At 52.4% G+C, this 26,292-nt stretch carries 36 protein-coding genes and 1 tRNA gene; 20 read left to right on the plus strand and 17 right to left on the minus strand.

All coding sequences use genetic code 11. The features are described from left to right. Positions 1-53 precede the first annotated feature (53 nt). The 14 genes from ACO0K9_RS00975 to ACO0K9_RS01040 all read right to left on the minus strand — a co-directional run bounded on the left by ACO0K9_RS00975 (position 54) and on the right by ACO0K9_RS01040 (position 10,750). Positions 54-1,334 carry a phage major capsid protein gene (locus ACO0K9_RS00975; RefSeq protein WP_422980858.1) on the minus strand — a complete coding sequence of 427 codons (1,281 nt, stop codon included), beginning with the start codon at positions 1,332-1,334 and terminating at the stop codon, positions 54-56. Positions 1,335-1,489: 155 nt separating this feature from the next. After that, positions 1,490-2,416, minus strand: coding sequence for a S49 family peptidase (locus ACO0K9_RS00980; RefSeq protein WP_422980860.1), 927 nt, complete (start codon positions 2,414-2,416; stop codon positions 1,490-1,492). Beyond that, entirely contained in the window at positions 2,413-3,852 is a 1,440-nt protein-coding gene (locus tag ACO0K9_RS00985; protein ID WP_422980862.1) for a phage portal protein, read from the minus strand. Before ACO0K9_RS00985 ends, ACO0K9_RS00980 begins: the two co-directional genes overlap by 4 nt. Continuing rightward, a complete protein-coding gene (locus tag ACO0K9_RS00990; protein ID WP_422980864.1) occupies positions 3,852-4,010 on the minus strand; it encodes a hypothetical protein in 159 nt (52 codons plus the stop codon). The genes ACO0K9_RS00985 and ACO0K9_RS00990 overlap by 1 nt, the downstream gene beginning before the upstream one ends. 2 nt (positions 4,011-4,012) lie before the next feature. After that, entirely contained in the window at positions 4,013-5,716 is a 1,704-nt protein-coding gene (locus ACO0K9_RS00995) for a terminase large subunit (RefSeq protein WP_422980866.1), read from the minus strand. A gap of 5 nt (positions 5,717-5,721) precedes the next feature. Continuing rightward, complete coding sequence (locus ACO0K9_RS01000; RefSeq protein WP_422980868.1) at positions 5,722-6,255, minus strand: phage terminase small subunit P27 family; 534 nt, start codon at positions 6,253-6,255, stop codon at positions 5,722-5,724. Positions 6,256-6,956: 701 nt separating this feature from the next. Then, positions 6,957-7,334 (minus strand): antiterminator Q family protein, encoded by a 378-nt coding sequence (locus ACO0K9_RS01005; RefSeq protein WP_422980870.1) that lies wholly within the window; start codon positions 7,332-7,334, stop codon positions 6,957-6,959. Beyond that, positions 7,331-8,044, minus strand: coding sequence for a hypothetical protein (locus ACO0K9_RS01010; protein ID WP_422980872.1), 714 nt, complete (start codon positions 8,042-8,044; stop codon positions 7,331-7,333). Before ACO0K9_RS01010 ends, ACO0K9_RS01005 begins: the two co-directional genes overlap by 4 nt. Then, on the minus strand, positions 8,022-8,771 hold the full coding sequence (locus tag ACO0K9_RS01015) for a helix-turn-helix domain-containing protein (protein WP_422980874.1): 750 nt from the start codon (positions 8,769-8,771) through the stop codon (positions 8,022-8,024). Before ACO0K9_RS01015 ends, ACO0K9_RS01010 begins: the two co-directional genes overlap by 23 nt. Next, positions 8,768-8,992 carry a hypothetical protein gene (locus tag ACO0K9_RS01020; RefSeq protein WP_422980876.1) on the minus strand — a complete coding sequence of 75 codons (225 nt, stop codon included), beginning with the start codon at positions 8,990-8,992 and terminating at the stop codon, positions 8,768-8,770. Before ACO0K9_RS01020 ends, ACO0K9_RS01015 begins: the two co-directional genes overlap by 4 nt. Beyond that, on the minus strand, positions 8,989-9,396 hold the full coding sequence (locus tag ACO0K9_RS01025) for a hypothetical protein (protein ID WP_422980878.1): 408 nt from the start codon (positions 9,394-9,396) through the stop codon (positions 8,989-8,991). Before ACO0K9_RS01025 ends, ACO0K9_RS01020 begins: the two co-directional genes overlap by 4 nt. Further along, positions 9,393-9,809 (minus strand): transcriptional regulator, encoded by a 417-nt coding sequence (locus ACO0K9_RS01030; protein ID WP_422980880.1) that lies wholly within the window; start codon positions 9,807-9,809, stop codon positions 9,393-9,395. The genes ACO0K9_RS01025 and ACO0K9_RS01030 overlap by 4 nt, the downstream gene beginning before the upstream one ends. Before the next feature lie 277 nt (positions 9,810-10,086). After that, entirely contained in the window at positions 10,087-10,503 is a 417-nt protein-coding gene (locus ACO0K9_RS01035; RefSeq protein WP_422980882.1) for a hypothetical protein, read from the minus strand. 43 nt (positions 10,504-10,546) lie between these two features. Continuing rightward, positions 10,547-10,750: a Cro/CI family transcriptional regulator gene (locus tag ACO0K9_RS01040; RefSeq protein ID WP_422980884.1), complete on the minus strand. Its 204-nt coding sequence runs from the start codon at positions 10,748-10,750 to the stop codon at positions 10,547-10,549. A gap of 80 nt (positions 10,751-10,830) precedes the next feature. Between ACO0K9_RS01040 and ACO0K9_RS01045 the strand changes: the two genes are divergently transcribed. Beyond that, complete coding sequence (locus ACO0K9_RS01045) at positions 10,831-11,538, plus strand: S24 family peptidase (protein WP_422980886.1); 708 nt, start codon at positions 10,831-10,833, stop codon at positions 11,536-11,538. Between the two features lie 24 nt (positions 11,539-11,562). Here the strand turns inward: ACO0K9_RS01045 and ACO0K9_RS01050 are convergent, their stop codons facing one another. Further along, a complete protein-coding gene (locus ACO0K9_RS01050) occupies positions 11,563-12,141 on the minus strand; it encodes a hypothetical protein (RefSeq protein ID WP_422980888.1) in 579 nt (192 codons plus the stop codon). Between the two features lie 216 nt (positions 12,142-12,357). On the opposite strand from ACO0K9_RS01050, the gene ACO0K9_RS01055 reads away from it, so the two are divergent. The 17 genes from ACO0K9_RS01055 (at position 12,358) to ACO0K9_RS01135 (ending at position 21,451) form a co-directional block, all read left to right on the plus strand. Further along, entirely contained in the window at positions 12,358-12,699 is a 342-nt protein-coding gene (locus ACO0K9_RS01055; protein ID WP_422980890.1) for a hypothetical protein, read from the plus strand. After that, entirely contained in the window at positions 12,696-12,911 is a 216-nt protein-coding gene (locus tag ACO0K9_RS01060) for a hypothetical protein (RefSeq protein WP_422980892.1), read from the plus strand. Before ACO0K9_RS01055 ends, ACO0K9_RS01060 begins: the two co-directional genes overlap by 4 nt. A 127-nt stretch (positions 12,912-13,038) precedes the next feature. Then, positions 13,039-13,230 (plus strand): hypothetical protein, encoded by a 192-nt coding sequence (locus ACO0K9_RS01065; RefSeq protein WP_422980894.1) that lies wholly within the window; start codon positions 13,039-13,041, stop codon positions 13,228-13,230. 24 nt (positions 13,231-13,254) lie between these two features. Beyond that, positions 13,255-13,680, plus strand: a complete 426-nt coding sequence (locus ACO0K9_RS01070) for a DUF1566 domain-containing protein (RefSeq protein ID WP_422980896.1) — start codon at positions 13,255-13,257, stop codon at positions 13,678-13,680. A gap of 70 nt (positions 13,681-13,750) precedes the next feature. Continuing rightward, a complete protein-coding gene (locus ACO0K9_RS01075; protein ID WP_422980898.1) occupies positions 13,751-14,098 on the plus strand; it encodes a hypothetical protein in 348 nt (115 codons plus the stop codon). Then, a complete protein-coding gene (locus ACO0K9_RS01080; RefSeq protein WP_422980900.1) occupies positions 14,098-14,964 on the plus strand; it encodes a DUF2303 family protein in 867 nt (288 codons plus the stop codon). The genes ACO0K9_RS01075 and ACO0K9_RS01080 overlap by 1 nt, the downstream gene beginning before the upstream one ends. After that, the gene (locus ACO0K9_RS01085) at positions 14,961-15,155 is read left to right on the plus strand and encodes a hypothetical protein (protein ID WP_422980902.1); all 195 of its coding nucleotides are present in this window, start codon (positions 14,961-14,963) and stop codon (positions 15,153-15,155) included. The genes ACO0K9_RS01080 and ACO0K9_RS01085 overlap by 4 nt, the downstream gene beginning before the upstream one ends. Beyond that, the gene (locus tag ACO0K9_RS01090; protein ID WP_422980904.1) at positions 15,152-15,688 is read left to right on the plus strand and encodes a metal-dependent phosphohydrolase; all 537 of its coding nucleotides are present in this window, start codon (positions 15,152-15,154) and stop codon (positions 15,686-15,688) included. Before ACO0K9_RS01085 ends, ACO0K9_RS01090 begins: the two co-directional genes overlap by 4 nt. Then, entirely contained in the window at positions 15,685-16,164 is a 480-nt protein-coding gene (locus ACO0K9_RS01095; protein WP_422980906.1) for a hypothetical protein, read from the plus strand. Before ACO0K9_RS01090 ends, ACO0K9_RS01095 begins: the two co-directional genes overlap by 4 nt. A 52-nt stretch (positions 16,165-16,216) precedes the next feature. After that, positions 16,217-16,825, plus strand: a complete 609-nt coding sequence (locus tag ACO0K9_RS01100; protein ID WP_422980908.1) for a DUF1566 domain-containing protein — start codon at positions 16,217-16,219, stop codon at positions 16,823-16,825. 60 nt (positions 16,826-16,885) lie between these two features. Further along, positions 16,886-17,260, plus strand: a complete 375-nt coding sequence (locus ACO0K9_RS01105; RefSeq protein WP_422980910.1) for a DUF1566 domain-containing protein — start codon at positions 16,886-16,888, stop codon at positions 17,258-17,260. 50 nt (positions 17,261-17,310) lie between these two features. After that, positions 17,311-17,706: a four helix bundle protein gene (locus ACO0K9_RS01110; RefSeq protein WP_422980912.1), complete on the plus strand. Its 396-nt coding sequence runs from the start codon at positions 17,311-17,313 to the stop codon at positions 17,704-17,706. A 189-nt stretch (positions 17,707-17,895) separates the two neighbouring features. Continuing rightward, a complete protein-coding gene (locus ACO0K9_RS01115) occupies positions 17,896-19,074 on the plus strand; it encodes an RNA-directed DNA polymerase (protein ID WP_422980914.1) in 1,179 nt (392 codons plus the stop codon). Then, positions 19,071-19,646: a hypothetical protein gene (locus ACO0K9_RS01120; protein ID WP_422980916.1), complete on the plus strand. Its 576-nt coding sequence runs from the start codon at positions 19,071-19,073 to the stop codon at positions 19,644-19,646. Before ACO0K9_RS01115 ends, ACO0K9_RS01120 begins: the two co-directional genes overlap by 4 nt. Before the next feature lie 3 nt (positions 19,647-19,649). Then, positions 19,650-20,111 (plus strand): hypothetical protein, encoded by a 462-nt coding sequence (locus ACO0K9_RS01125; protein ID WP_422980918.1) that lies wholly within the window; start codon positions 19,650-19,652, stop codon positions 20,109-20,111. Next, on the plus strand, positions 20,108-21,238 hold the full coding sequence (locus ACO0K9_RS01130) for a phage Gp37/Gp68 family protein (protein WP_422980920.1): 1,131 nt from the start codon (positions 20,108-20,110) through the stop codon (positions 21,236-21,238). Before ACO0K9_RS01125 ends, ACO0K9_RS01130 begins: the two co-directional genes overlap by 4 nt. A gap of 6 nt (positions 21,239-21,244) precedes the next feature. Beyond that, positions 21,245-21,451: a helix-turn-helix transcriptional regulator gene (locus ACO0K9_RS01135; protein ID WP_422980922.1), complete on the plus strand. Its 207-nt coding sequence runs from the start codon at positions 21,245-21,247 to the stop codon at positions 21,449-21,451. On the opposite strand, the gene ACO0K9_RS01140 is transcribed toward ACO0K9_RS01135, so the two are convergent. Further along, complete coding sequence (locus ACO0K9_RS01140; RefSeq protein WP_422980924.1) at positions 21,405-22,544, minus strand: tyrosine-type recombinase/integrase; 1,140 nt, start codon at positions 22,542-22,544, stop codon at positions 21,405-21,407. The two genes, ACO0K9_RS01135 and ACO0K9_RS01140, sit on opposite strands and share 47 nt — an antisense overlap. 158 nt (positions 22,545-22,702) lie before the next feature. Then, positions 22,703-22,792, minus strand: a tRNA-Ser gene (locus tag ACO0K9_RS01145). A gap of 398 nt (positions 22,793-23,190) precedes the next feature. Here ACO0K9_RS01145 and ACO0K9_RS01150 point away from each other — a divergent pair. Together ACO0K9_RS01150 and ACO0K9_RS01155 are read left to right on the plus strand one after the other, a co-directional pair. Further along, positions 23,191-24,282, plus strand: coding sequence for an aldose epimerase family protein (locus tag ACO0K9_RS01150; protein ID WP_422980926.1), 1,092 nt, complete (start codon positions 23,191-23,193; stop codon positions 24,280-24,282). A 235-nt stretch (positions 24,283-24,517) separates the two neighbouring features. Next, positions 24,518-26,260 carry an IlvD/Edd family dehydratase gene (locus tag ACO0K9_RS01155; protein ID WP_422980928.1) on the plus strand — a complete coding sequence of 581 codons (1,743 nt, stop codon included), beginning with the start codon at positions 24,518-24,520 and terminating at the stop codon, positions 26,258-26,260. Positions 26,261-26,292: the final 32 nt, after the last annotated feature.

Here is a 26,292-nt window from a genome sequence, read left to right on the forward strand (position 1 = left end):
TCAATGATGGAATTTGGATTGTTTCTGCCAGTTTTCACCGGCAGAACGAGTGATTAGCGAGCGCCCAGTTGTAGGAACGGTGACAACGTGTTACTGCCTTTTGCCTGGGTGATTGGCGCGACGATTTTTGGCTGGCCATCAACACGGAAGACAGCACGGAACGCCGTTGCATCTGCATCAAAGTACAGGTGCATGGACGATTGCATGTCGATACCGCCCGCTTTTGTGATAGTGCGGTAGTAACTCATGTCCAGCAATTGGATATCGCCGGCAGATGAGAAGGCCGATGCATGCTGGCTGACCATGATGGGGCGACCCATCAGTGTGCCGTAGGGGTTGCCTTGTATGCCAGAATTCATTGGCAGGTAGATTGGGTAGTTACCCAATGTCAGGCCAAACACCGCCGGCAGTGCATCGGGCGTGATCAACCAAACAGAATTTGGGAAAGAACCAGGCGGCAACCGGGCAATCATGTTGAGGATGTTGGTTGTACTGACTGTCAGCGTGGCCTGACCCGAATCTTTTGCCACGGTAACGGCGGCACCACCTTTCAGTGCTCCCAAAGGCTGACCGTCGCCGGTACCGTTCAGCAGTGATTCGTTGGTTTTCCAGCGGATGGAGCGGCCAAGAAGGTTCGGCAGGTAGCCATTGAGTGAGGATGCATCACCCAACAATTCGTCCGTCAATGGAACGAGTGCCATCAGCTTATGCAAACGCAATGTTGCTGCACCAAATTTAGGCTTAGTTGCGTTAGCAGTAGATGCTTCTGCCTGCCAATATGCACGCACCCCGTCGGTACCCCATGGGGTTGTTTCGTCTTTTGGAAACACCATGCCGTTACCATCAATCGGCACGTTGTCTGTCATAGGCAACAGCGAATCTTCAGTGAAGGCGAGATTGAAGATTTCTTTACTGTATTCAGGCGGCACCAAAAAACCGCCATCTGCGCCTACAGCTTCAGAGCCAAAGGTGGAAGGGGCGGCAGCAAAGCGCTTGTCAATTTTTCCATTTGCAGAAGAAGAATCTTTGACTGCCTTAGCAAACTCACCGAAAGTATGGAAGCCCATTTTAGGGTCAGCAGCAGCACGGTCAGAGACCGTAATTACAGCATCTTCAGGGATATCAATACCGGCGGATGCTTCTTCCATTGCCAGCAGTTGTTCGCGGTCAATGGCGGCGTTAGTTGAATCGATTTGGGCTTTGAGTCCGTCAAATTCAGTCGCTTCTGCATCTGTCAGGTCACGACCTTCTTTTTCAGCTTTGCTGGTGATGGCGCGCATGGCAGTGATGTGTGTGGCTTTACGGGCTTGCAGCTCGCGGAGTTTCTTGCTCATAATAATTTTCCTTAATAAAAAACCCGCCGACATCGCTGTGGGCGGGTTAGATAGGTATAAAAAAACCAGCACGCGGCTGGTTGATATTTGCTACGGGCTGCACTGGCCTTGGGGCCATACACAGCAACTCATTGGAGTGCCATGGCGGGGCTGTGCTACCCCAGTATCTTGAGTTCGTTTTGTGCTTGCGCCAGCCTGGAAGCACCGGTGCGACCTTGTTTGCTGGATTTCTGCATTTTTTTGATGACTTCGTCAAAGGTCATGATGCCGTCAACCATACCTTCAGCCAGGGCCGCGTCAGCACCCAGGACACGGCCTTGCCCCATGCCATTGCGGACAGCATCGATAGATACGCCACGGCCTTTTGCGACGGCTTTGGCGAAGGATTGGTAATAGTCATTGACGCGGGATTGCATAAAGGCTTGCGCATCTTCATCAAGGGCGGCGTAAGGGTTACCTTCTGTCTTGTATTTTCCAGCGGATATGAGTGTGGTTTTGATGCCTGCCTCTTCCATAGCTGCGCTGTAGTCCTGGTGCGCCTGCCATACACCAATGCTGCCGACCTCGCCGCCTGGGGTGACATAAAATTCAGAGGCGGCGCAGCCTACCCAGTACGCAGCGCTTGCTGCCAGGCTGTTTGCAATGGCGATTACCGGCTTTGACGATCTGGCTTGCATGATTTCGTTGGCCAGCTCGGATACACCATAGACAGAGCCGCCGGGGCTGTCGATATCAATCAAGATTTGACCGACCGCATCATCTGCCAGGGCATCTGCCAAGCAGGCAGAGAAACGCTGTGTGCTGACGCTGCCGGGGCCGCTGATGTCGTCGGCCATATTGCCGCGCTGTGTGACGACTCCATACATGGGGATGACGGCAATGGCACCACCACCAGCACGGGTGTTTTGCGCACGTTTGTTGTCGCGGGCTTCACGGTCAGCATGGACGCCAGCGATAACATCATCAGATGCGGATATACCGGCTTGCCAACGTGCCAGCACGCTGGCAAAGGCGTTCATGCGTTCTGGCATGAGCGCCCATGGAGTGGAAAGGAATTCCGCTATGAGTAGCTGTCTTTTCATAATGTACCTTTGAGGGCCATGCTGGTGAGTGCTTCCAGGGCTTGCGCATCGGTCATGGATGCGCGTTGCTGGCAATAGGTTTGTGCCACGTCTGCGCTGACTGACAGCACTTGCATGACATACTTTGCGTGCGATTCATCAACCGGGCGCACTGCTTCTTTGCGGGCCACGCGCTGGGCTGCTGCTTCGGCCAGGGCTGTCATGCGGGCATCGGTTGGCTGGGATGGCTTCGTATTTTCTTCTGCTTGTTCGTTATTATCGTCAGCTACTTCAACCATGTTCAATGGGCGCAGCGTTTTATCCAGGCCGGGTTCAGGGTTCATTCCTTCACTGATGCGAGCTTCGTTCGGCTTCATCCATCCGGCTACAATTCCTGAATTGTAGAATGCAGCTCTTGCTGCGCGATCGCCACGCAGCAGGTTTGCAAAGTCAAATTCAATATCAATGCCGTCATCATCTGGCAACAGGTTGTATTCAATGCTGGATTCCCACCGTTCTGCGATTGGTGTCATGGTGTGCATGACGAAATCTAGGGATTGTTGTTCGATGTTGCTGAAGGTGGCGCGGTCAAGGTCGCCAATCAGGTGCGGTGGAATGCGAAAAATACTGGCTATTTCTGAACGGCTGAGCTTGCGCGTTTCGATGAATTGCGCGTCACCATTGTTGAGCGACAGTTCATGGTACTTCATTCCGTTTTCAAGCACTGCTGTACTGCCACGGTTCGCCCCGGACTGGGCTTTTTTCCATGATTCTTTGAAGGTTTCGCGGGCGGCTTGGTCTGCAAATTTGCCTGTGAGCTCTATCCAGCCGCCGGGCTTTGCATCGTTGGCAAAGAAATTAGCACCATACTGTTGCGCCGCTAAACCAGAACCGAACACATCTGCCGCAACCTGAATAGGTGACAGGCCCATGTAGCCGTCACTGGACAAGCCACGAATGTGCCAAACTTCGCCCCGCGCCAGACGCAGGGTCGTGCCATCTGGCTGCGCTATTGCATAGCGATAGTTATTATTACCAAGTGGTTCAATTTTGGTGCGGTCTGGGTGCAGGGGGATAAGCTGAGTGATTTGCCCTTGCCGGTTGGCGATGATTTGATTGAAGGCATTGCCACGCAATGCAAGGTGGCCCATCATCATTTCGCGCCATTCAAAGGGCGTTTGCCAATCGTTTGGGCGCTTGGCCAGCAACTTGTAGAGCCAATGATCAGTGACCATTTCGCGTGAGCCATCTTTTTTTCGCTTATATAAGCGAATAGGCAGAACAGCAAATGTCTCCGCCAGGATACGAATGCAGGAATAGACTGCTGACAAACGCATTGCAGCATCGGCGGTGACACGAATGCCGCTTGATGAACGCATGCCTACTGGCTCAAACCAGAAGCTGCCATAGGGCGAACGGTCGCCGCTGGCGCTTGCTTTTCGTCCAGTCAAGAACATTAACGCCCCCGGGTCAGCATGGCGCTGACGATGGTTAAACTGATTGTTGTTACGCCTGCTGTCAGCAGACCGATGCCAATCCCCCACTGCAAAGTCGCGCCCACAGTCAGGCATATCAGCCCGGTTGCAAGGCTGATGTTATAGGTGAGGAAGTTCATTTTTATACGACCGTTAGATTGCCGTCATAGATCAGACCGGCTGTTTCGTTTGCGACGGCGCGGTTTAAGCACATTACGAGTGCAACCATGCCGTCAATTTTGTTTTCCTCGCGTTCTTTGCGGGGGTAGATGTTGTCTTTTGCGTCGCGGTGGCAGACTACGTTACTGATCATCCAAGTCAGTATCGGGTCGCCATCGTGGTGGAACCGGCCCTGCAGTACCAGTGCTTCGAGCGTTTTCATTGGCTCTGAAAAGTTCTTTACTGTTTGCCCGACTTCGATCATTGGCAGGCCTTCTGCGACCATTCGCTGGCTGAATTGCGTCGCCTGGAACGGGTCGTAGGGTGCTTCTGTCACGACGAATAGTTTTGCATCATCCAGAAAATCGTCTTCGATGATGCCGAAATCGGTGACGTTGCCTTCAGTTGATGTCAGCAATCCACGCCTTGCCCAGCCGTTGTACTGGCTGTTTCTACCATCTTCGATGGCCTGCTCATTCAGGAAATAGGCACCGAATGCGTAGTAGTGCCGGGTTCCATCTATGTCGCGCCAGAACAGGCGCATTTTTGCGGCGATATCGACTTTGCTGGCCAGGTCGTGGGCAATGATGCATTCTTGGCCCAAGAAGTCGGTGAGTTTTAAGTTTGCATCTGCTGATGCGTCCCACGCCCGCATTTCCATCCATGCCGTATCGGCATTGACCCAGATGTTGAGTCGCTTTGTGAGGAAACCATTTTGCGCGGATGCCATTGACATCGCTTTGCGGCAGGCTTCTTCCATGTCGTCTGGCAGAACGCTGACGTTAAAGTTCGGATTGGCTTTTGCCCAGGTTGATGGGTCGCGCCAGTCATCACCATCGTCGATGGTGTAGATGATTCCGAAAAAGCTGTCGTCTGGGAAAACGTTATCCAGTATTTTGGTGACGTGGATACGTTGTTCGTAGCAGATGCCGCTGCGGTCGCTGCCGGCGGTGGTGATCATCCACAGTATTGGCTGGGACCGGGCACCGGTACCGCTGTCCAATACGTCGTACAGGTCGCGCTTTTTGTGGGCATGCAACTCATCAATGATGGCGCAATGGACATTGAGCCCATCGAGCGTACTGCCTTCAGCGTTAAGCGGCCGGAATACGCTTGCTGATTCCGGCACGGACATGCTGTGCTTGCCGACATCGACACCGAAGCGAGCGATGAAGGATGATTCGCGCTGTGCCATGACGCATGAATCATTGAAGACGATGCGGGCTTGTTCGCCTGTTGTCGCCGCCGAATAGACTTCTGCGCCTGGCTCGCCATCGGCGGTGAGCATGTAGTTTGCCACACCGCTGGAGAGCGTTGACTTGGCGTTCTTGCGCGGGACTTCGATGTAGACGCGCTTGAACCTGCGTTTTCCGGTTTCTTTGTGCTTCCATCCAAAGATCACACAGAGGATGAAGCACTGCCAGTCTTCGAGCTGGATTTTGGGGTAGACCATCTCACCGTTGATGAGTTTTGGCCTGGCAAAATCCCCCTTTACGTGGGGCAGTAGCTCTTGAAACTGGCATACGCGGTTGGCTGCGTAGTCATCAAAAACATATTTCCACCCGGTTTCAGCCCGCTGCAGATCATCAAGATGGCGCTGGCAGGCCAGTTTTACCCATTTGCAGGCTGCAATTTCCCCTCCGATTACGCTGTTGGCATATCGGATTGCGCGTTCTACAAAGGTCATTTACATCAAAATTGGTCGAATGTGGTTGGCTTGTCGTCAGATTTACCACCAGTGAACAGGCTTAGTTGCGCCGCCCTGGTACCCTGGACTACTTTGGCGCGCAGTGCGGGGGATAAGCCAAACTCGCCCAGCAGTTTCATGAGCATCTCGCGCTCTTTGTTGAGCATGTTGTAGATGCCGGTGTTTGCCTCATACCCGGTAGCCGTCACCATCAGGTAGGCTTTCTCTGGGTCTTCACCTTTGGTCACCATCGCGGCAACCCGGCGGGAGAGAGCAGTTTCAAACATCACCAGTCGCTCAACACATTGGCAGAGCATGCCAAGCATGTGCTGGTCAAGTTTTGCAACGATGTTGTTTCTGGAAAGCTCGACGGTGATGCGCTTCCATTCTTTGCGCGCTTCTTTGCCCAGGTATTTTGGTGGATCCGGCACTTCAACTAGCGGTCGCCATGTACCGTTTGTATCGATAGGGCGGTGACCGAGGTTACCTTCAAGCACCTTCAGTTCATGCGGCTTTGGCCTTGGCCCTCTTTGTCCCATAACGTACTCCTTTAATACCCCCCACCTCAAAACCTGCGCGCACAAAAAAAGTGGCTAAGGCCGGTCTAGCAAAATCGCGGCCCAGGGATTGGACCGCCCCTACCGGCGTGGCTAGCGAAATCCAGCGGCGGCCTCCTCGGCCTGCTTCGCGCTGTCATGGCATAGCTTGCACAATGATTGCCAGTTCGCGCTGTCCCAGAATAAGGCACGGGCGATGGCGATTCTCTGTGCATCGCCACTATCAATTGCCTGCTTCAACTTATGCGGAGTGATGTGATCAACTACGCTCGCAGCAGATAGCCGTCCGACCCGTTGGCAATATACGCACAGTGGATGCGCACGCAAGTAATATGCGCGGGCCTTTTGCCATCTACTGTCGTAACCACGCTCAGTTGATGAGCCCCGAACAACATTCTCAGTGCGCTTATGTGTCGCGCACTTACCAGGCATCGCTATAAGTACATTACAGCCAGGATGCTGGCAAACACTTTGCGACCGCTTTGCCATAATTTAAATAAAAGAACCCCACCCTGGGTAGGGCGGGGTAACTACCACCTAGGAGCACGGCTAAAGCACAAAACAAAAAGCCCCGCCGGGTGGGCAGGGCTCAAATTTACAAGCGTTTTGGTCGCAACAACAACAAGAATAGCTGAATCATATTGAAAGTGTCGGAATACGTCAACCCACTTCATAAATATTTTTTATACCGATGTCGTTTTTGCCAGATCATTATCATGCATCGCGTCCATCACATATTGATGCACGCTATGGAGGCGAACGTATACCGTGTCACGATGACATCCAAGCTCACGCGCTATACGATCAATCGTCATATTGCCTGCAAGATAGAACCACTCAACAACCCGATACATATCCGCCTTATCCTGTCTCAACCTAACAACAATCTGCTCAATCTCCATCGACTGCTCATCAATGCCGACAATGTCACCATGCCCACCACCATGGCACACCATCAACCGGCACCCACTTGCCGTTGACGGATAGCCCAACCCACCATCACGCCGCACCTTTGACCAGCGCGCCCAGTCCTGCATCAACTTATCGATATATTGAATCATCTACCCCTCGCTTGTTTGCCGCCCATCATCTCTTGCAAACTGTCCATCACGTACAACGGCACAGACGCATCACCGTTTGCTATCTTGGTTGCCGCTTTTTTCATCCAGGCTTTATGATCAACCTGCTGGTCACCCAGCTTATTGACCGATGCGACAGCCTTACTCAGCTCAGCAGCACCACGCTTCGATATTGCTGTTGTCTTCATCTTCGCCGTCAACTGCAATGCAGTTACTGGCACGGCATCCCACTTACCCTTGCCCATCTCATCTGCAAGCGCTTTTTCCCAACGCGACCGCAACGTCTGATAATTCTGATTACGAAACTCAAATGCGCCAATTGTTCGCCATGCCCAATAAATCGAAGGGTGAGACCATACGTTTGGCCGGCCTTCCTCCCTTGCCCTACCTTGCTCCTGCGCTTCATAAAATGCCGTTGCCGGGTCAATGCCAGGTCTGCACATCTTCACAAACTCAGGCAAGGCAGGAGGCCAGTCACGTGTCATCAGCCCTTGACGCCCGCGCATCAGCTCATCTCTGGTCAACGTCATCAGCGTCAATGCCCACACACGCTTCACAGCGACCAGATCCGCACTTGCCCACATGTCCAAAAATTTGTTGCCGTAGCAAGCTTCCATGAACTTAAACAACTTGCTGGTCCAGTCCATCCACACATCCGGTACATCAGCTTCAAATATCGATAATTCGTCCATGCTGCCCACCTCCGTTGCCTGTCAATGCCTCCGATACTGCCTGCCGCGCCTGATCCTTTGCCGACAATTGCTTTGCAGGAGACGCTCTTGCATTCGCTGTCCACGGTCGATTCTCATTGCGGCACCAGTTCCTGAACGTCGCTTCCCAGTCTTTCATCTGCTTACCATTCGCCACCCAGTGGTCTCGAAACTTGTCCGCAATGCGACGCACATCATCTGCCTTCCAGTGCGGAAATTCCTCCAACGCCCAATCGCCAAGTTTTTTCGTCAGAATCCAGTCTTTCGGCAAAATCGTTTTTCCGCGAACTTTGCGACCACTCTGGTTAACTGATGGTTCTAATGATGGTTCATTGATGGTTATAGGTGAACCACGTTCGGGGGTGGGGTGAACCACGTTCGGGGGTGGGGGTGAACCACGTTCGGGGGTGGGGTGAACGTCGTTCGGGGGTGAATATTGTTCGGGGGTGAACCACGTTCGGGGGTCAGCAATGTAATAGTAGTTGCTGCGACCATGCCTTTCGCGTCGTTGAATGAACTGTTTTTCTTCCAAATATGCCAACGACTTTTGCACAGACCTATCACTCAAACTGGTCTTTTCGCACAGCATAGACACCGATGGATAGCACTCACCCTGGTCATTCGCGTTGTCGCACAATGCCACAAGCACAAACTTGTGTGTCGATTGAATGGGCGATCTGAATGCCGCCGTCATCAAGGCAATACTCATTCAACCCCCGAAGCCTGTGCACCAGCCGTCGTCAACGCATACATCTGGCCTTGGCGCTCAATCAGGCCAGCGCCATACAGCGGCACGCACACATTATGCAAACGCCGCTCAGTGCGCGGCTCGTCCGGCAAGCAGCCCAACAACGACACACCATAAGCCCGCTGCCCACGGCACCCGGCCAACTTGCGCAAAATACTGCTACGCACATCCTGCCCGCTCATTCGATCACCTCACCACCTGGCAACCGACGTACACCACCAATCAATGACGGTATTGACCGATAATCATCCATACCAGGGCGGCAAGGCCGGGCATTACCAGTTTTGCGCAACGACTGATAGGGCCGCACCGTCATCGCATCCGGTAGCGGCACCGCCTCAATCTTTTCGATAATCGGCAGGCCCAGCTCAAGCCGGTATTCATCGACACGCTCACGGCCAACCGGCGTGACCGTGATCACGTCATTACTAGTAATCGTGTACGGGTAATAGCGCAACACATCCAGCCAATACACAACCTGCTCACTATCCGCTTCAGGAATATCACGCAATGGCACCCGGCCACCCATTTCTACAATCAACACAAGAAGTTGAAACGCCCTTGAATCAGTCCGTAAGTTCTTCATGGCGTCACCTTACCCTGCATAATTTTTGTCAAAAACAACAACTTTTCTTCGGCATCCCTCGCACGACGCTCCGCATCGTCTGCACGACGCTCGGCCTCTGACCGCAGCATCACCAGCGTGCAGCCCACCTGGTACGCCAACCACTCCGGATAAATCGTATTGCCCACTACCCGGCAGAAATCGCGCACCAGGTCACCCTGCAATGTCGCCTTCGACTTTTTTATATTGCTGAAATACCCGGCATCAATTTCCAAAGCCAGATAAATTTCTTTGTCGTCCAGCCCAGACGCATCGCACGCCAGCGAAAACGCCGCGCCACTGTTGCGCTTGGCCCGTATCATTTCCACCGGCACAGAAGTCTGTTGCGGCGGCCTGGCCAAAGCCAGTTCATTCTGGTTATCAATGCGATTCATAGTATTTGAACCCGGTTGTGTACCCTGTTTGGGCAAAAAAAACGGACACTGTTACCAGTGCCAAAAAATAAAGGGTGGAGATTCCAACCATGTACAATCAAAGTCCCACAACCATGATTTCAATGAAAGGAATCTCCTATGGACTTTCCATACAAATACAAAATTCGTTACCTACTCGACCAAGACGACGCGATGCAAAAACACTACGAGAGCAAAACGCAAGTCAAGGTAGGAGACGTCATCAAGCTAGATACAGGTCACTTTCACCACGTCAGACTTATTCGGTCCGCCAAGCAACTCGACGTGCTAGAGCTTGCTCAATCTTCGCCATCAGAAGCGGCTGCACCTCACATGCCGCCATAAGCACCTCAAACAGGACTTCAGCAGCCTCTTTTTGGGCGCTGTCAGCAAAAAATGCCTGTCGCTCCTCATCCATCGGCGGCGGGGCGACTTCTGGGTGCATCAGAATCATTTTAGGATGCATGCCAACTCTCTTGCCACCGCAGGCCAGAGTGATGCAGGCTGCTGCGATACGAGCCCGCGCTGTCGGCGGGTCAATGGCATACACAGAAAACTCGCCCTCGGGATATTGCTTAGGCGACTGGTTCGCACCTACTATCTCAGATGTTGAATACTGCCTAACCTCAGTCGCCGCCACGTCTGCTGCATCCATAGATAACTGGTTAATTCTCACGGTCTTTTTCCTCGTAATTTGAGATTGCGCAAGGGCAACGGCATCAGGCCGGTTGCGGGGGAGGTGTTGAAGTAGGCACCACGACTGCGGCCCTACAGATGTCAGGATATTTACTTTCGAAAAACCAGACCCATGGCTTAGGCACACCGTTGGTTTTCCACTGAGAGACAGCGCCCGGAGTGACGTCGCATATTTCAGCAACCTTTGTCGTACCGCCGAGCAATTCAATTAATTTAGTTGCGTCCATATGCAAAACTTTAGCTCACTAAAGATAAATGCGCAAGCGTCTTTAACGTGCTAAAGCAAAAAACCTTTAGAGTGCTAAACATGGAAACCTTGAAAGACCGCCTCTCGGAGGTAATGAAAGAATTGCATCTTTCAAAAGCGAAGGACTTGGCTATTTTCTGCGACGTGTCGGAAGGCCTTGTTACGCAGTGGTTTTCCGGGCAAACCAAGCTGGGACCCAAACCGCTTAAAGCATTCGCCAGAACGCATTTCAATATTGACTGGATCGCTGACGGCACACTCCCCAAATACAGGCCGCAAGATACAGAAGAAGAATATGGCCACAGCACGCAATACCATAAAGTCATCGTCGCAGAACAAAATCACCCAGACTTCGTTGATGTTCGAAGAGTGACCCTGAAGCTATCGGCCGGAATATCAGGCGTGTCATTTGACCAACAGCACGATGAAGGGCCGCCGCTAACTTTTAATCGTGTATGGTTTGATAAGAATGGCTATACGCCGCGGAAGTTGATTGCCTTGACCGTAAAAGGCGAGAGCATGGAACCATCGCTACATGATGGCGATGTGATTGTAATTAATACGGCCGACTGCAAACCGATTGATGGTGAAGTGTATGCAATCAACTACGAAGGCGAAGCAGTCGTAAAGAGGCTCGTGCGTGACATCGGGAAATGGTGGCTCGTTTCTGACAATACAGATCAACGAAAATACTCACGGAAGATATGCCAGGGTAATGACTGCATTATTGTCGGTCGCGTAATACATAAGCAAAGCGACCGTATCTAGCCTCTTATGAGCGCTAGATTTCAGTTATTTCAATCTGAGGTTTGCGGTGTTAAACGTCAAAGCATGAGTGCCTTCCTGGTAGAAGGTAGCTTGAATCATTATTTTTTTTGACGATTTCAGAGATTGCAACATTGCTGGCGAAGACTTAAAAAACAGTGCAGTTGAGCTGCCATCCGACGGCAAAACCGCCTTTACCTTTACTATCTCACCTTGGTCATATTTAACCGGCAGCGTGCATTCCGGCATACATACAAATTGGCCTTTTTCAATTTCAATCATTACGTCATACGTGCCATTTGCTGATTTTCGCACTGTTAAACTTGGTCGATTCTTACCAGCGTACGGAAATGCAAACTGCATTTCCTCTTCAGCATTAACCTCAGCCACTTGCACATCTTTTCCGCTCATCTTGTCTTTGTATGACGAATATTGCCAGGCCAAGTTTGCCGGCTGTTGCGACTGTGCGCCACCGGCTGGGGATACCGCAACGTCATACACCTTGTAGATACCAAAGCAAACTACTCCCAAAATAATCAAAGAAAGCAAACTGTATTGCTTGGACTGTTTTTTGCCACACCCTGGACACGTTTTTGAATCACTCACCAACCCAACACCACAAGCGCTGCATTTCATCGTTATTACCCCCAAGTATCGCAACAGATAATGTAACTGACAACCTATCATTAAAGCAACATTCATCAAAAAGAACAATTTCTTTTAAATCAACTAAATAAATATTTTATTTAGTGTACTAAATTTCTCTTTGCATTTTAAACTTTAGTCTGCTAAAGTTTCTCCATCGCCCCGATGGAGACAACAATGCAACCCGCCAGCAAAAAAGTAATCCAGTTACACAATAGACGTAACCGCGACCAAGATCAACTCGTCAGCAAAACAGATCCGCTTACCAAAGCTGACGACGCGCACACCCTTACCGCCGCCGACCTCGACATCATCGACTGGATAGCCATCACCCTCTGCATCGCCACTGTTCTGGGCGTCCTGTGCTGGGCAGGTTACGACCAAATGAACGACGAAATCAAATCGGCTGAGGTGGTTTCCAATGCCATCTACATCGCCCAGCTTGACGCGGCAGAGCAGCGCAAAGAAGCCATGGCGCAGGCGCTGGCCAGTCGTGACCAGGTGCGGGGTGCCAAATGAAAATCACCGAGCATGAAAGCAACATGATTTTCAGCGCGCTGCGCGATCAGGCGAATCATAAAGAGGCGCACGCACGGATGATGCAAATCATCAGCCTGGACGACCCTAACAAAGATGCGGCCGACTTACTCATTGAAGCAACCGCCTTGCGCATACTGGCCAGCAAAATAGCCAAAGCCCAGGAAGTGGACGACCACGTGGTGTCAGCATGATGCTGCGCCTATCAGCCCGCTACACCATCGCCCGCAGCCTGTACCGCGTGCAACGCGCTTTCGGCCACAGCCGCCGCGCTGCGCTTGCCAAAGCGCTGACGGCATTCATTCCGCAATAACCGCCACCATGGCCCGCATTGAACCCGACGCCGCCGCACTGGAAATCGCCTATAGCTTGCTGGCGACCAAGCTGCCGTATGCCGACGCGATCAAGCACCCGGTCTGGTCCAAGGTAATACGCATGCGCGCCAGAAAACACATGCAGCAGCGCGCCATGTTTGATTTAAAAAAGCTGCAGGCCAACGACAACGACGATTGAATCACCACTTTTTAAGGACGCATCATGCAAACAGCACTGCAAGTAGTACAAGCCCCAGAAATCGCCCCAAAAATCGGCACAGCCTGGCTGGGCGGCATCTATGCCGGCGTCATCGCGGGCATGGACGGCCAGCCCGACTACCACCTGATCCACGCGCCAGCAGAAAACGAACTGATCAATGTGAACTGGCAACAATCCATCACACAAGCCACTTTGACCATCAACGGTTTCGAAGACTGGTCATTATTCAACCGCCGTGAAGGCAGGCTGCTGGCAATTAATACACCCGAAGGTTTTGACAAAGATGGTTGGTACTGGACTTCTGAGCAGAACGCGGGCAACCCCGACTACGCATGGGTGCAGTACTTCGACGTTGGCGACCAGTTCACACTCAGCAAGTCGGGCACGTACCGCGCTCGCGCAGTCCGCAGAGTATTAATCATTCAATAATTCAATAATTTAACCATCCACAACCAAGCGCGAAGCGCTCGATTTATTTTTGCCAACCAAAGGAGTCACCGTGAGCAACAAATCATTTGCAGTCACCCTGCAAGACCTACGCGACGGTCGCGTCAATGCCGAACTGTCAAAAGTATTTGGCGAGTTGATAGACAGCGTCAAAGCGACCGGCAAAGGTGGCGAAGTCACCTTAAAACTCAAGGTCAAGCCGACCGGTCGTGGCCAGGACGTAGACAAGATTTTCATCGCCGACGCTATCACCGTCACTATGCCCAAGCCAGACCGGGGCGAAGATGTGTTCTGGCTGACAGAAGACGGCGAACTGTCCCGCAACCATCCACGTCAAGGCAATCTCGAATTGCGTGACGCATCTCAACCAGCACCAATCAATTTTAAGGAAGCTAAATAATGTCTGACCAACCAACAGCACAACCTGGGGCTCTGATCACTACCACAGCGGATCAGTTGCACATCAGCGCGGACACCATCGACCGCATTACCGAACTGGCACATGCTTCTGTGTCGTCGCAAGAAATCGGCGGTACGACGCATCTGATTTATCCGGACAAGTACCGCCACGAAGATGTCACCGACATCATAGAGAAAGCGCAAGCGAATCCGAACCGCAAGAAAGGCACAACTGTTTTAAACGACACGGCTAGCTTCCTGCAGTTTGTGCGCGATCAGGCCAGCGAAGCAACGGGCTACATATTTGCCGATGTGGACGCCCGCAGACTGACTGCCGTATTCAATCACCAGAAAGATGTCGTGGGCGGCTGGCAAGACCATCGCGCTACCTACAATGCCGAGCTGAGCCGCGAGGCAAAAATCTGGCTTGACCGCAATAAAAAAGAAATGGAGCAAGAAGAATTTGCCGATTTCTTGGAAGACAACATCGCGGATATTTTCGAACCATCTGGCGATGCTTTGCTGGCTGTTGCCCTGACCCTGCAAGCAAAGAAAGAAGTCGCTTTTTCCAAAGCACTTCGCCTGGACAACGGCCAGGTGCAGTTTCTGTACAACGAAACAATCAACGCCAGCGCGGGTGCCGGCACTATTGAAATACCGGTCGGCTTCACCATCGGCATACGCATGTTCAAAAACGGTGAAGGCTTCAAAGTCCGCGCAAGGCTGAAATACCGGCTGGGTCATTCCAAGGTCAAATTCTGGTATGAGCTGGACCGCGTTGAAAACGTCATCGAATCGGGTTTTGAAGACTACGTACAAAAGGTTCGGGACGATTCAGGCTACACAGTACTACTCGGTAAAGCATGACCACCAGCTTTACCGAAGGCGATCACGTCGCCTTTACCTGCCACATCCTTGGGCAGGTACACGGCGTGATCAAGACTTTTACCAGCGACATCAGCAACGGCCAGCGCCATGCAGTGATTGAACTGCATGGCGCACATCTGCCAGGCTGCATGTGCAGTGAGCCGGTAGTAAATTTGAGGAAAGTATCATGACACCAACCATCCTGACATCTGGCGGCACGTACTTCAATTTCACAGCGCCAGGTGAAAGCATCATCAGCATCGACACGATTGCCCATGCGCTGTCGCATATCTGCCGCTTCACCGGCCATTCATCGCAGTTTTACAGCGTCGCGCAACACTGCTACCACGTGTCATTTGTCGTACCACCTCACCTGGCACTGGATGGTTTGTTGCACGACGCAGCAGAAGCATACATCGGCGATGTGTCGAAACCCCTCAAATGTCTGTTGCCCGATTACGCGGTCATTGAAACCCAAGTCGAAGACGCCATCAACAAACACTTCGGACTGACCCGGCAGAACGACCCATGGATCAAGCGTGCAGACCTGATCATGCTGGCGACAGAACAGCGCGACCTGATGCCGACGCATGACGACAACTGGTTTGCCGGTACCGACATCCAGCCGCTGCAAGAACAGATCGTCCCGTGGGACGCCAGAACAGCCCGAATGAAATTCCTGTCGCGCTTTTATAACCTCACCCGCGCTCAGGTGACAGCATGAGCAAACGCGCCAAACAGAAACGCCAAAGCCCGTACCGCCAGCGCACGCTAGACCCTATGGGCGGCCTGCGAATTTTGACAGACAAGCAGCCCATGAGCGGCGGCCAGTTGACTGACCTCGCCCTGGGCTACTGGATAGCATTCGACAACATGACACTACGCGCCAGCACCGAATACGACTGGAACATCGTCACCGGCAGTCTAAACATTGGGATAGTGATGTGCGAAGAAGGCATTAACGAAGAAGCCACAGACTTATTCAAGCGCGCATTGGACGCCAGCTTTAAAACCAAGCAGCGCGGCGAACGCACAGGCGTGTGGCGCTATGACGGCGGCGACATCGACACCATCCGCAATGCGCTGGTAGCGCACGACGAACAATGCGGACAAGTTAATCAAGGGACGATGGTGCACGTGATACGCGACGTACAAAAGCGCGTGGATAGTGGCCTAGTTTATTCCGAGACCGCAGCGTAAAAGCCTTTTTAAAGCAGTCAAAACCAGCAGCATAAACCAAACAGGAGCAACCATGGACACCGCAACAATCAAAACACCCACAGTATCCGGTACACCTTTCGGCGGCGGCTTTTACGCTGGCCGCATCCGCATCAATGACGACATTTTCGCCATCATCGTCGCGCCAAAAGCCACCGAAATTGAAATGCCGTGGAACGAATCCAGCCGCAGCATTCCAGCCACCAGCTTTTTCGATGGCGCTGCCAATACCAAGGCCATGGCCATGGCGCAAGCCGGTAGCGATCTTGCACAACATATTCAAGGCCTGGACATCAACGGATTCAGCGACTGGTACCTGCCATCCCGTGATGAACTGGAACTGTGCTACCGCAACCTGAAGCCGTCCGCCCATCAAAATTATTGCTATCGCGGCGACAACCCCAGCAGCGTGCCGCCAGGCTATGCGTACGCACGCGACTTGCCAGCGCAGACCAATGACGCGGCCTTTCAGGATGGCGGCGAGGAAGCGTTTGAACTGGCGTGGTATTGGACATCTACGCAGGGCGCGGGCAACCCCGACTACGCTTGGGTGCAGCTCTTCGACGATGGCGGCCAGTTCACGAGCTACAAGTCGAACACGTACCGCGCTCGCGCAGTCCGCAGATTATTAGTTATTGAATAATTCAATAATTTCCACAGCCACCGGGCGTAGCCCGATTCGATTTTTTTAAGGAATAGTGCCATGAGCAAAGCGCAATTTTTAGCAGAAAACCTGAAGCCCGGCGAAATTTACGCAGGCCTGATTTTGGGTAAAGACGGCCAGCCAGATTATCACCTGGCATTGCTGCCAGCCAAACCGGACGACAAACTCAACTGGGAAGCGGCCAAGGCCTGGGCGGAATCAGTGGGCGGCGATTTGCCGACGCGACGCGAACAATCCCTGTTGTTTGCCAATGTCAAAGAACATTTCGAGGCTGCATGGTACTGGTCTAATGAGCAGTACGCGGGCATCCCCGACTACGCTTGGATGCAGGGCTTCGGCACTGGCCTCCAGTTCACACTCAGCAAGTCGTGCACGTACCGCGCTCGCGCAGTCCGCAGATTAATTATTGAGTAATTGAATAATTTCGATTAACCGGGCGTAGCCCGAAACGTTTTTTTACCAGCATGGCCCTACACCACCAGTTACCCATTTACAAAGAAGCTTACGAGCTTCTGAAACTCGCGACTAACGTCACCAAAAACATGCCGAAAGATTTTAAAGGCTCGATTGGTGGCGAAATTCGCGGGCTGTGCGTGCAAAGCGTGATCTTGATCGCTCGCGCCAATGCCGCACAGGACAAGGCCGTGCATCTGACCAATTTGCTGGAGCATATCCACGCCGCTGAGATTCTGTTTCGCCTGTGTAAAGACATGCGCTTCATATCAACGAAACAGTACGCAGAGGCAGTGCAATTGACAGACGCGGTCGGCAAACAGGCAAACGGGTGGCGAAAGTCCGCAGTAGTACCAGAGCCAGATACGGGAGTGCCAAGGCAGTCTCGTCAGAGCTCATTAATTTAATCTGGTCATGCCGCTGGGTACGCAACAAGCCCACCGCCAAGCGCACCACAGACACCACCAGCACATGCTGACAGGTCTGGCGCAGTTGTCTCACTGATCGACTCTGATCTTCGGTTTGATGACGTGGATAGCATGAATTACCGCAGAACGCGGGCAACCCCGACTACGCATGGATGCAGAACTTCAACAATGGCAACCAGAACACAAACAACAAGTCGAACACGTACCGCGCTCGCGCAGTCCGCAGATAAAAATGGTACCACCGAGGGCCGTGCTGGCTTTTCTTTTGAATCACTGGCACAAGCCTACTTCGACTGCCGCCACAGCAAGCGCAACACGCCCAGCGCGCTGGCATTTGAAGCAAACCTTGAACGCAACCTGATCAAGCTGCACGACGAACTGGCCGCAGGCACCTACGTACCCGGCAAATCTATTTGTTTTGTCGTCACCAAACCCAAAGCCCGCGAAGTGTGGGCAGCGGACTTTCGCGACCGCATTGTGCACCACCTGCTGTACAACCACATCGCCCCGCGCTTTTACGCCAGCTTTATTGCCGATAGCTGCGCCTGCATACCAGGTCGCGGCACCCTGTACGCCGCCCGGCGACTGGAAGCAAAAATCCGCAGCACATCGCAGAACTGGTCTAAGCCGGTCTACTACTTAAAAATGGACCTCGCCAACTTCTTCGTGCAGATCGACAAATCCATCGTGCAGACCCAGCTCGCAAAACGCATCGATGAGCCTTTCTGGATGGACTTGGCCAAGCTCATCTTATGGCACGATCCGCGCCAAAATTACGAGCTGCGCGGCGCAGCCCAACTGGCAGCACTGGTGCCGCCGCACAAACGCCTGACCCACCAGCCGGCACACCTGGGCCTGCCTATCGGCAACCTGTCCAGCCAGTTTTTTGCCAACGTCTATCTGGACGCATTGGACCAATACGCCAAGCACCAGCTAAGGGCCAGGCATTACATCCGCTACGTGGATGACTTCATCATCCTGCACGAATCAGCGCCCTGGCTGAACGATGTACTGGCAAAGATAGACGCGTGGCTGCCCAACAATTTAGGCGCACGCCTCAACCACAGTAAAACCATCCTGCAGCCAGTTACCAGGGGAGTGGACTTTGTCGGCCACGTCATTAAGCCATGGCACACAACAACACGCCGCAGGACAGTACGCGAAGCGCAGGCCCGCCTACGCGTAGCACCAGACGCAGATTTCCACACCACCGCCAACAGCTACTTTGGCCTGCTACGCCAAAGCCCCGCCAGCCACCACGACCGCGCCTTGCTGGCCCGGCTGGCATTGCGCAGGGGATTTGCGGTGGATAAACAATTGACTAAGACTTTTAGGAGGGCAGCATGAACATGATATCGACAGTAAAAGACTTTACCCCAACCAAAGAAGCAATCAGCCTGCACGGCCTTGGTTTTATACAGTTGGTGTTGGGCGGTGGCCAGCGCATGCATGTATGGCACCCAGACTTACCAAAGCGGGATTGCTTTGAACATTCCGCCGTGCATAATCACCGCTTCGCTTTTCGCTCACGCGTGCTGAAGGGTGTGCAAGTCAATCAACGTTGCGATCTGGAAGTCGTAAAGCCGGGAACTGGCACCCATTTACTGATCAGCCACAATGGCCCGCGCAGCGATAAAGGCGGGAGAGAAAGCTACCCTGTTGCTGACGTCAATATCATCATGCGTGAAATTGAACAGTATGGGCCAGGCCAAGAATATTACATGCCCGCACTGGAATATCACCACACACCGTGCACCGGCATTGTCGTGACAATCATGCAAAAAATGGAAGAAGGCAGCATTCATGCTTGCAGCGTTTGTCGCCGTGGCGTTGATTTTCACTTTGATTTTGACCGCCACCAGCTTTCACCTGATCAGCATTTTGCTTATGTGATTGATGCTTTGAGTTCGGAGGATTAACCTATGAAAAAATGGATACTTCATCACCTAAAATGGTGGATTGCAGGCAAAGAGTTGGAAGAGCTTCATCGCTGGAGAACTTTCTGTAGCCAAGCAGATAGGTGGCTTGCTGAATTTCCGAATGTTGTGACGGCTCTTGATTATGTTCGCACGGAAGCAAACGGTACACGTGGCAATGACATCATGAGAATGCGTGAAAAGATGCGGGAAATTGCCACCCCACAGCTATCAAAGTTTGATGAAGGATGCTTGAAGACTGGGCAGCAAATGCAACGGGCCGCTGGTGAATTGCCTGATGGATATGAGGTAGTCATCTATCTTGAAAATGGTGCTGGTACTGTTCATTTGCTTGACAAATACAGTGATGCAATTCAGCTTGATGACGGTCATGATGACATCGCATCAGAGATTGAAGCAGCAATTGAAATAGCTAAAGAACATGCTGAAATGAAGGCGAAACCATGAGCGAAAATACCAAAATCGAATGGTGCGACCACACATTCAACCCCTGGGAAGGATGCCAGAAAGTAGGCCCAGGCTGCGACCATTGCTATGCAGAGACGCGCAATGCGCGGTTCGGTGGCGGGGTTGCTATCAACTGGGGACCAGGTGCACCACGCCGCAGGACAAGCGCAGCCAACTGGCAATTGCCGATAAAGTGGAACCAACAATCTGCGATCAAGCAAGCGGCCTGGGATAAATTTGTATCAGCACATCCAGGCATGAGCGACGAGCAATTGCTTGCAGCTGGTTTCGTCAAACCAAAACGACCCCGCGTGTTTTGCGCCAGCCTGGCTGATGTGTTTGATAATGCTGTTGACCCCATTTGGCGTGCAGACTTGTTTGAGTTGATCGCGAAAACACCGTATCTCGATTGGCTGCTGCTTACGAAGCGGATTGGCAATGCTCGTGCCATGCTGGATGAGGCAGTCGGCATGCTGTCTGAAGGGCTTACGCGCTGGGAAGATGCCCCATGGCCAAACGTCTGGATAGGCGCAACTATCGTCAACCAGCAAGAGGCAAACCGCGACATCCCTAAACTGCTTGAGATACCAGCTTCAAAACGTTTTTTGAGCATGGAGCCGCTGCTTGGTCCCGTCAACTTGTCAGTGCTGGCAACGCAAACTGACCGAGTGATCGTGAATGCACTCAACGGGACCGCTGGCGAAGGCTTCGATACGAAAGGTGATTTTGAGCGAGGCATTGACTGGGTGATCGTTGGCGGTGAATCTGGACCAGGCGCACGCCCAATGAACCCCAACTGGGTACTCGATCTGCGCGACCAATGCGTCAATGCTGGAGTAGCATTTTTATTTAAGCAATGGGGAGAGTGGCATACCAGAGCATTTCAAATATCAACAGGCGCAGCAGTATTCCGTCAATACGACAACTACCAACAATGGATCAGTAAACCCCAATGGATAAATGGTGGTATCTGCCTTGATAAGGATGGCACCGAACTAAAATCAGGCCGCGACATGATGGATGCACATGTTTTTAGAACTTTCCCTGTGACCATCATGCATAAAGTCGGGAAGAAGGTAGCCGGCCGCCTGCTGGATGGCGTGCAACACGATGGATTTCCGGAGTAGAAAATAATGACAACACAAATACAACAAACAACCCGCCTGATCAGTTCCGCTGATGTCCGCAAAAAACTGGGCGTCAGCAACACAACGCTGTGGCGTTTGATCAAAGCCAACACCATTCCACTGCCGGTGAAGCTGGGCCGGATGAACAAGTGGGCAGAGTCAGAAATCAACAATTACATTGAGCGTCTAACCAGTCCGACCACCACGTCATGATGTCGCGGCGTTGGGGCAGGTATTCAGCACGATGATATGCTGCCCTGACTTCGTCGCTTTCTTTGTGCGCCAATTGCCGCTCGATAGCATCCGCGCTGAACTGTGGTTGCTGATTTAAGACCGTACTGGCCAGCACGCGAAAGCCATGCACTGTCATCCGGCCACGGTACCCCAGCCTGTACAACGCAAACAGCATTGTGTTTTCGCTGATCGTTGACCCGCGCACGATGGGCGATTCAACCACCAGGTCAGATTCTGACGAATATTTTTTCAGCTCTTCAAGTATCGCAACCGTCTGCCGGGTCAGCGGCACCACGTGCGGTATGCGTAGTTTCATCCGTTCTTCAGGTATCACCCACACCATATTTGCAAAATCAACTTCTGACCATCGCATGCCGCGCAGCTCAATAGTCCGCACAAACGTATGGGCGATGAATTTCAGGGCCAGCAACGTGACCGACTCTTCGTAGGTATCGATAGCCGCAAACAGCGCTTTGACCTCACCCTGGGTCGGCGGGATGCATCCTCGGGGCTTTTTAACCTTATTGCTGGGCAGCACGCGGGATAGTCCAGCGGCCGGGTGATTTTCAATCACACCCGAATCCTGCGCAAAATCAAACACCGAACAAATCCTGCCGGCGACCCGATGCGCGGTTTCAGGTATCCGCGATATCTTCTGCACGACCGCCACCAGGTCAGCCCGCTTAATCTGATCGATGGGCCTGTCACCAATATCCGGATAGACATATTCTTCCAGTGTCGAAGGAATTTGTTTTTTATGCTTGTCGTTACTCAGCGACTGCAATTTAACAACCAACCATCGCTCTGCGATCTGCTTAAACGTCGGCACGGCCTTGGCCTGGGCAGCCATACCCGCTTTACGATCAGCGTTTATCTGCCTGGCCTGAGCCAGGCTGACTGCAGGGTACTGGCCATACGTTGCAGTCTTTTGCTTACCATCGTGCACGTAGTTCGCCCGCCACACTTTCGTGCCGGCCGGGGACACGTACAAATACAGGCCGTTGCCATCAGACAGCTTATAGGCTGCGTCCTGCGGCTTAGCCGCCACCACTGCTTTGATAGTCAGTTTCATGGGTCATGGTATACGTAAATTTGCGTACCATGGTTTATACCACACCGAGCGGCGGGCTACGGGGAAATTGATTGGAATGTGTTGGAACGATAAAAAGGCGTTTCGCCTATGAAAAAAGCCCCGAGTGGGGCTTTTTGAAACTACTTGCAACTATGTCTTGGCGGAGAGGGGGGGATTCGAACCCCCGATAGTATTGCTACTACGCCTGATTTCGAGTCAGGTACATTCAACCACTCTGCCACCTCTCCGGCTTGGTTGTTCGCTTAGCAAGCGAAGCCTGTGATTATAGCAAAGAAATGGCTCAATTCAAAATAGCTACTTTTCCTCCTTGCCAGAAGTTCCCGCGCTTACCTGACTGCTGCGCCGTTGATGGCCGCCATATCATGCCAGGTTTTGGTTTACAGATGATCAATGTGCGATACCGAAACCAATATCAAAAGTGTTAAAAATGTGATTGGATGGATTTTTAGGCACGGCTTATGATGCAGTCGGGTTATTTTGCCCATTGGAACAATATCTGCGCAGCACTGTGTTTTTGCTGCGTTTTGTCAAAATACCGAAGTCATCGCCGTGCCGCATGGTTGCGACTCGGCCTGCCATCGCTGGTAATCTGATTTTTCCTCGCCATAGTTTATAAACTCTCATGATGTCTGCCGAACAATTCACGAATGAAATCCAGGACTTAAGCCTGCAACAAAGCGTTTTTGGTCATCTGGATGATGGGCAGGTCATTCATCTGTACACCTTGCGCAATCGCCAGGGCATGCTGGTCAAGGTGACGGATTTTGGTGCCATCATTACGGAACTGCATGCGCCTGACCGGCATGGTGTGCTGGCGGACGTGACGTTGGGTTTTGCCGATTTGCAGCCTTATACGGGTGAATCCTCATTTTTTGGGGCGCTGATAGGGCGGTATGGCAATCGCATTGCGCAAGGGCGCTTTGCGCTGGATGGAAAGCTGTATCAGCTGGACCGCAATAATGGCGACAATCATTTGCATGGTGGCAGTGGTGGCTTTTATAAGGTGAAGTGGGATGTGACGCCGTTTCAGAAGCGTAATAGTGTCGGCCTTAGCCTGCGTTACTTCAGTGAAGATGGTGAACAGGGTTACCCCGGTAACCTGCATGTGACGGTCACTTATGAACTGGATGATGATAATCAATTCCACATCCGTTATCACGCAGCCACTGACCAGGCTACGCCAGTCAATCTGACTCAGCATGCTTACTTCAACCTGGCGGGGCGCGGGGCTATACTGGGGCATGAGGTGATGATCAATGCAGATGCCTATACGCCTGTGGATGCCGGTTTGATACCAACGGGTGTACTGGCGCCGGTGGCTGGTACTGCTTTTGATTTTCGTCGGGCCACGGCTATTGGTGCGCGCATCGCTGACGATGATCCGCAATTGGCCTATGGGCAGGGCTATGACCATAATTTTGTCTTGAACAAGGCAGCGGCAAAAGAAGTCAGCCTGGCGGTGCGTGTTCATGAACCGGTGTCGGGTCGCGTGCTGGAATTATGGACGGACGAACCTGGTCTGCAGTTTTATAGCGGGAATTTTCTGGATGGCAGTCTTAGCGGCAAGGGGCAAACGTATGCCTTACACGGTGGTTTTTGCATAGAGCCCCAGCATTTTCCTGATTCACCGAATCAGCCGGCATTTCCTTCGACGATATTGCGGCCTGGTGAGGAATATCGTTCGAACTCCATTTATCGATTCTCAGCGCAGGCTTGAAGGTGCGGGATTTTTAATCGCGCCAGAAGCTGGTGCCGCAGTCTCCCAGGCTGGACTGTTGGCCTGGCTATTTTCATGGTTGGCTAAAATTAGACTTGCTGCGATATCAATTGCAGTATCAGTTGCAAATAAAAAGTCATTGGAAAGACATCGTTGGAGTCATTAGTATCTCTATATTAAGCGCGGGTGCGTGGTTCAGTTGCGACCCTGCGTCATAAAAACAAGGAGATACCGGATGTCTGAAACAAAGAAAAAACTTACTTTACGCTCGGCGCAATGGTTTGGAACCCAGGATAAAAACGGTTTCATGTATCGTAGCTGGATGAAGAATCAGGGTATCCCTGATCACGAGTTTGAAGGCAAACCGATTATCGGTATCTGCAATACCTGGTCAGAACTGACACCCTGCAATGCGCATTTCCGCAAGCTGGCGGAACATGTCAAACGCGGCATTCTGGAAGCGGGCGGTTTCCCGGTTGAATTTCCGGTGTTTTCAAATGGCGAATCCAATTTGCGTCCTACGGCGATGCTGACGCGCAATCTGGCCAGTATGGATGTGGAAGAATCCATCCGTGGCAACCCTATGGATGCAGTGGTGTTGCTGGTCGGCTGTGACAAGACCACGCCTGCTTTGCTGATGGGTGCAGCAAGCTGTGATATCCCGACTATCGTCGTCAGCGGCGGCCCCATGCTGAACGGCAAATTGGATGGCAAGGATATCGGTTCTGGTACGGCGGTCTGGCAATTGCATGAAGCTGTCAAGGCGGGTTCTATCACCATGCATCAGTTCATGGCGGCAGAATCGGGCATGTCGCGTTCTGCTGGCACCTGCAATACCATGGGTACGGCATCCACCATGGCTTGCATGGCCGAGGCGCTGGGTACGACATTGCCACATAATGCAGCAATTCCGGCAGTGGATTCACGCCGCTACGTGCTGGCACACATGTCTGGCATACGCATCGTTGAAATGGTGCGGGAAGATTTGCGCCTGTCCAAAATACTGACGCGTGAAGCATTTGAAAATGCCATACGTGTGAATGCGGCGATTGGCGGTTCTACCAATGCCGTCATCCATTTGAAAGCGATAGCTGGTCGCATCGGCGTCCCGCTGGAACTGGAAGACTGGACCACGGTTGGCCGTGGCACACCGACGATCGTGGATCTGATGCCATCAGGTCGTTTCCTGATGGAAGAATTTTATTATGCCGGTGGCTTACCAGGTGTCGTGCGTCGCCTGGGCGAAGGTGGTCTGGTCCCGCATAAGGATGCATTGACGGTGAATGGTAAAAGCTTCTGGGAAAACTGCCAGGATGCACCGGTGTATAACGATGAAGTCATACGCCAACTGGACAACCCTTTGCTGGCCGATGGCGGTATCTGCATCTTGCGCGGCAATCTGGCACCACGGGGTGCGGTGCTGAAGCCATCTGCCGCAACACCGGCGCTGATGCAGCATCGCGGCAAGGCCGTGGTGTTTGAAGACTTTGAACATTACAAGCAACGCATACTTGATCCTGATCTGGATGTCGATGCAGATTCTGTGCTGGTCATGAAGAATTGCGGACCCAAAGGTTACCCTGGTATGGCCGAGGTAGGCAATATGGGCTTGCCACCAAAACTGCTGGCACAAGGTGTCAAGGATATGGTGAGGATTTCAGATGCCCGCATGAGCGGCACCGCTTATGGCACCGTGGTATTGCACGTGGCACCTGAAGCCATGGCTGGCGGCCCCCTGGGTATCGTGCAGGATGGCGACTGGATCACGCTGGACTGCCGCAATGGCAAGCTGGACCTGGGTGTCACGGATGAAGAAATACAGCAACGTCTGGCCAAACGCGCAGAAAAGCAGCAACCATCCAACAAAACCGGGTATCAGCAACTGTATATTGATCACGTCTTGCAGGCGGACCAGGGATGTGATTTTGATTTCCTGGTGGGTAGCCGTGGTTCGGAAGTGCCCAAGCATTCCCACTAAGTATTCCCACTATGTATCACCATTAATACCGT

It is taken from the genome of Undibacterium sp. Ji50W, assembly GCF_049340445.1.
In the GTDB taxonomy this organism is placed as follows: Bacteria; Pseudomonadota; Gammaproteobacteria; order Burkholderiales; family Burkholderiaceae_D; genus Undibacterium.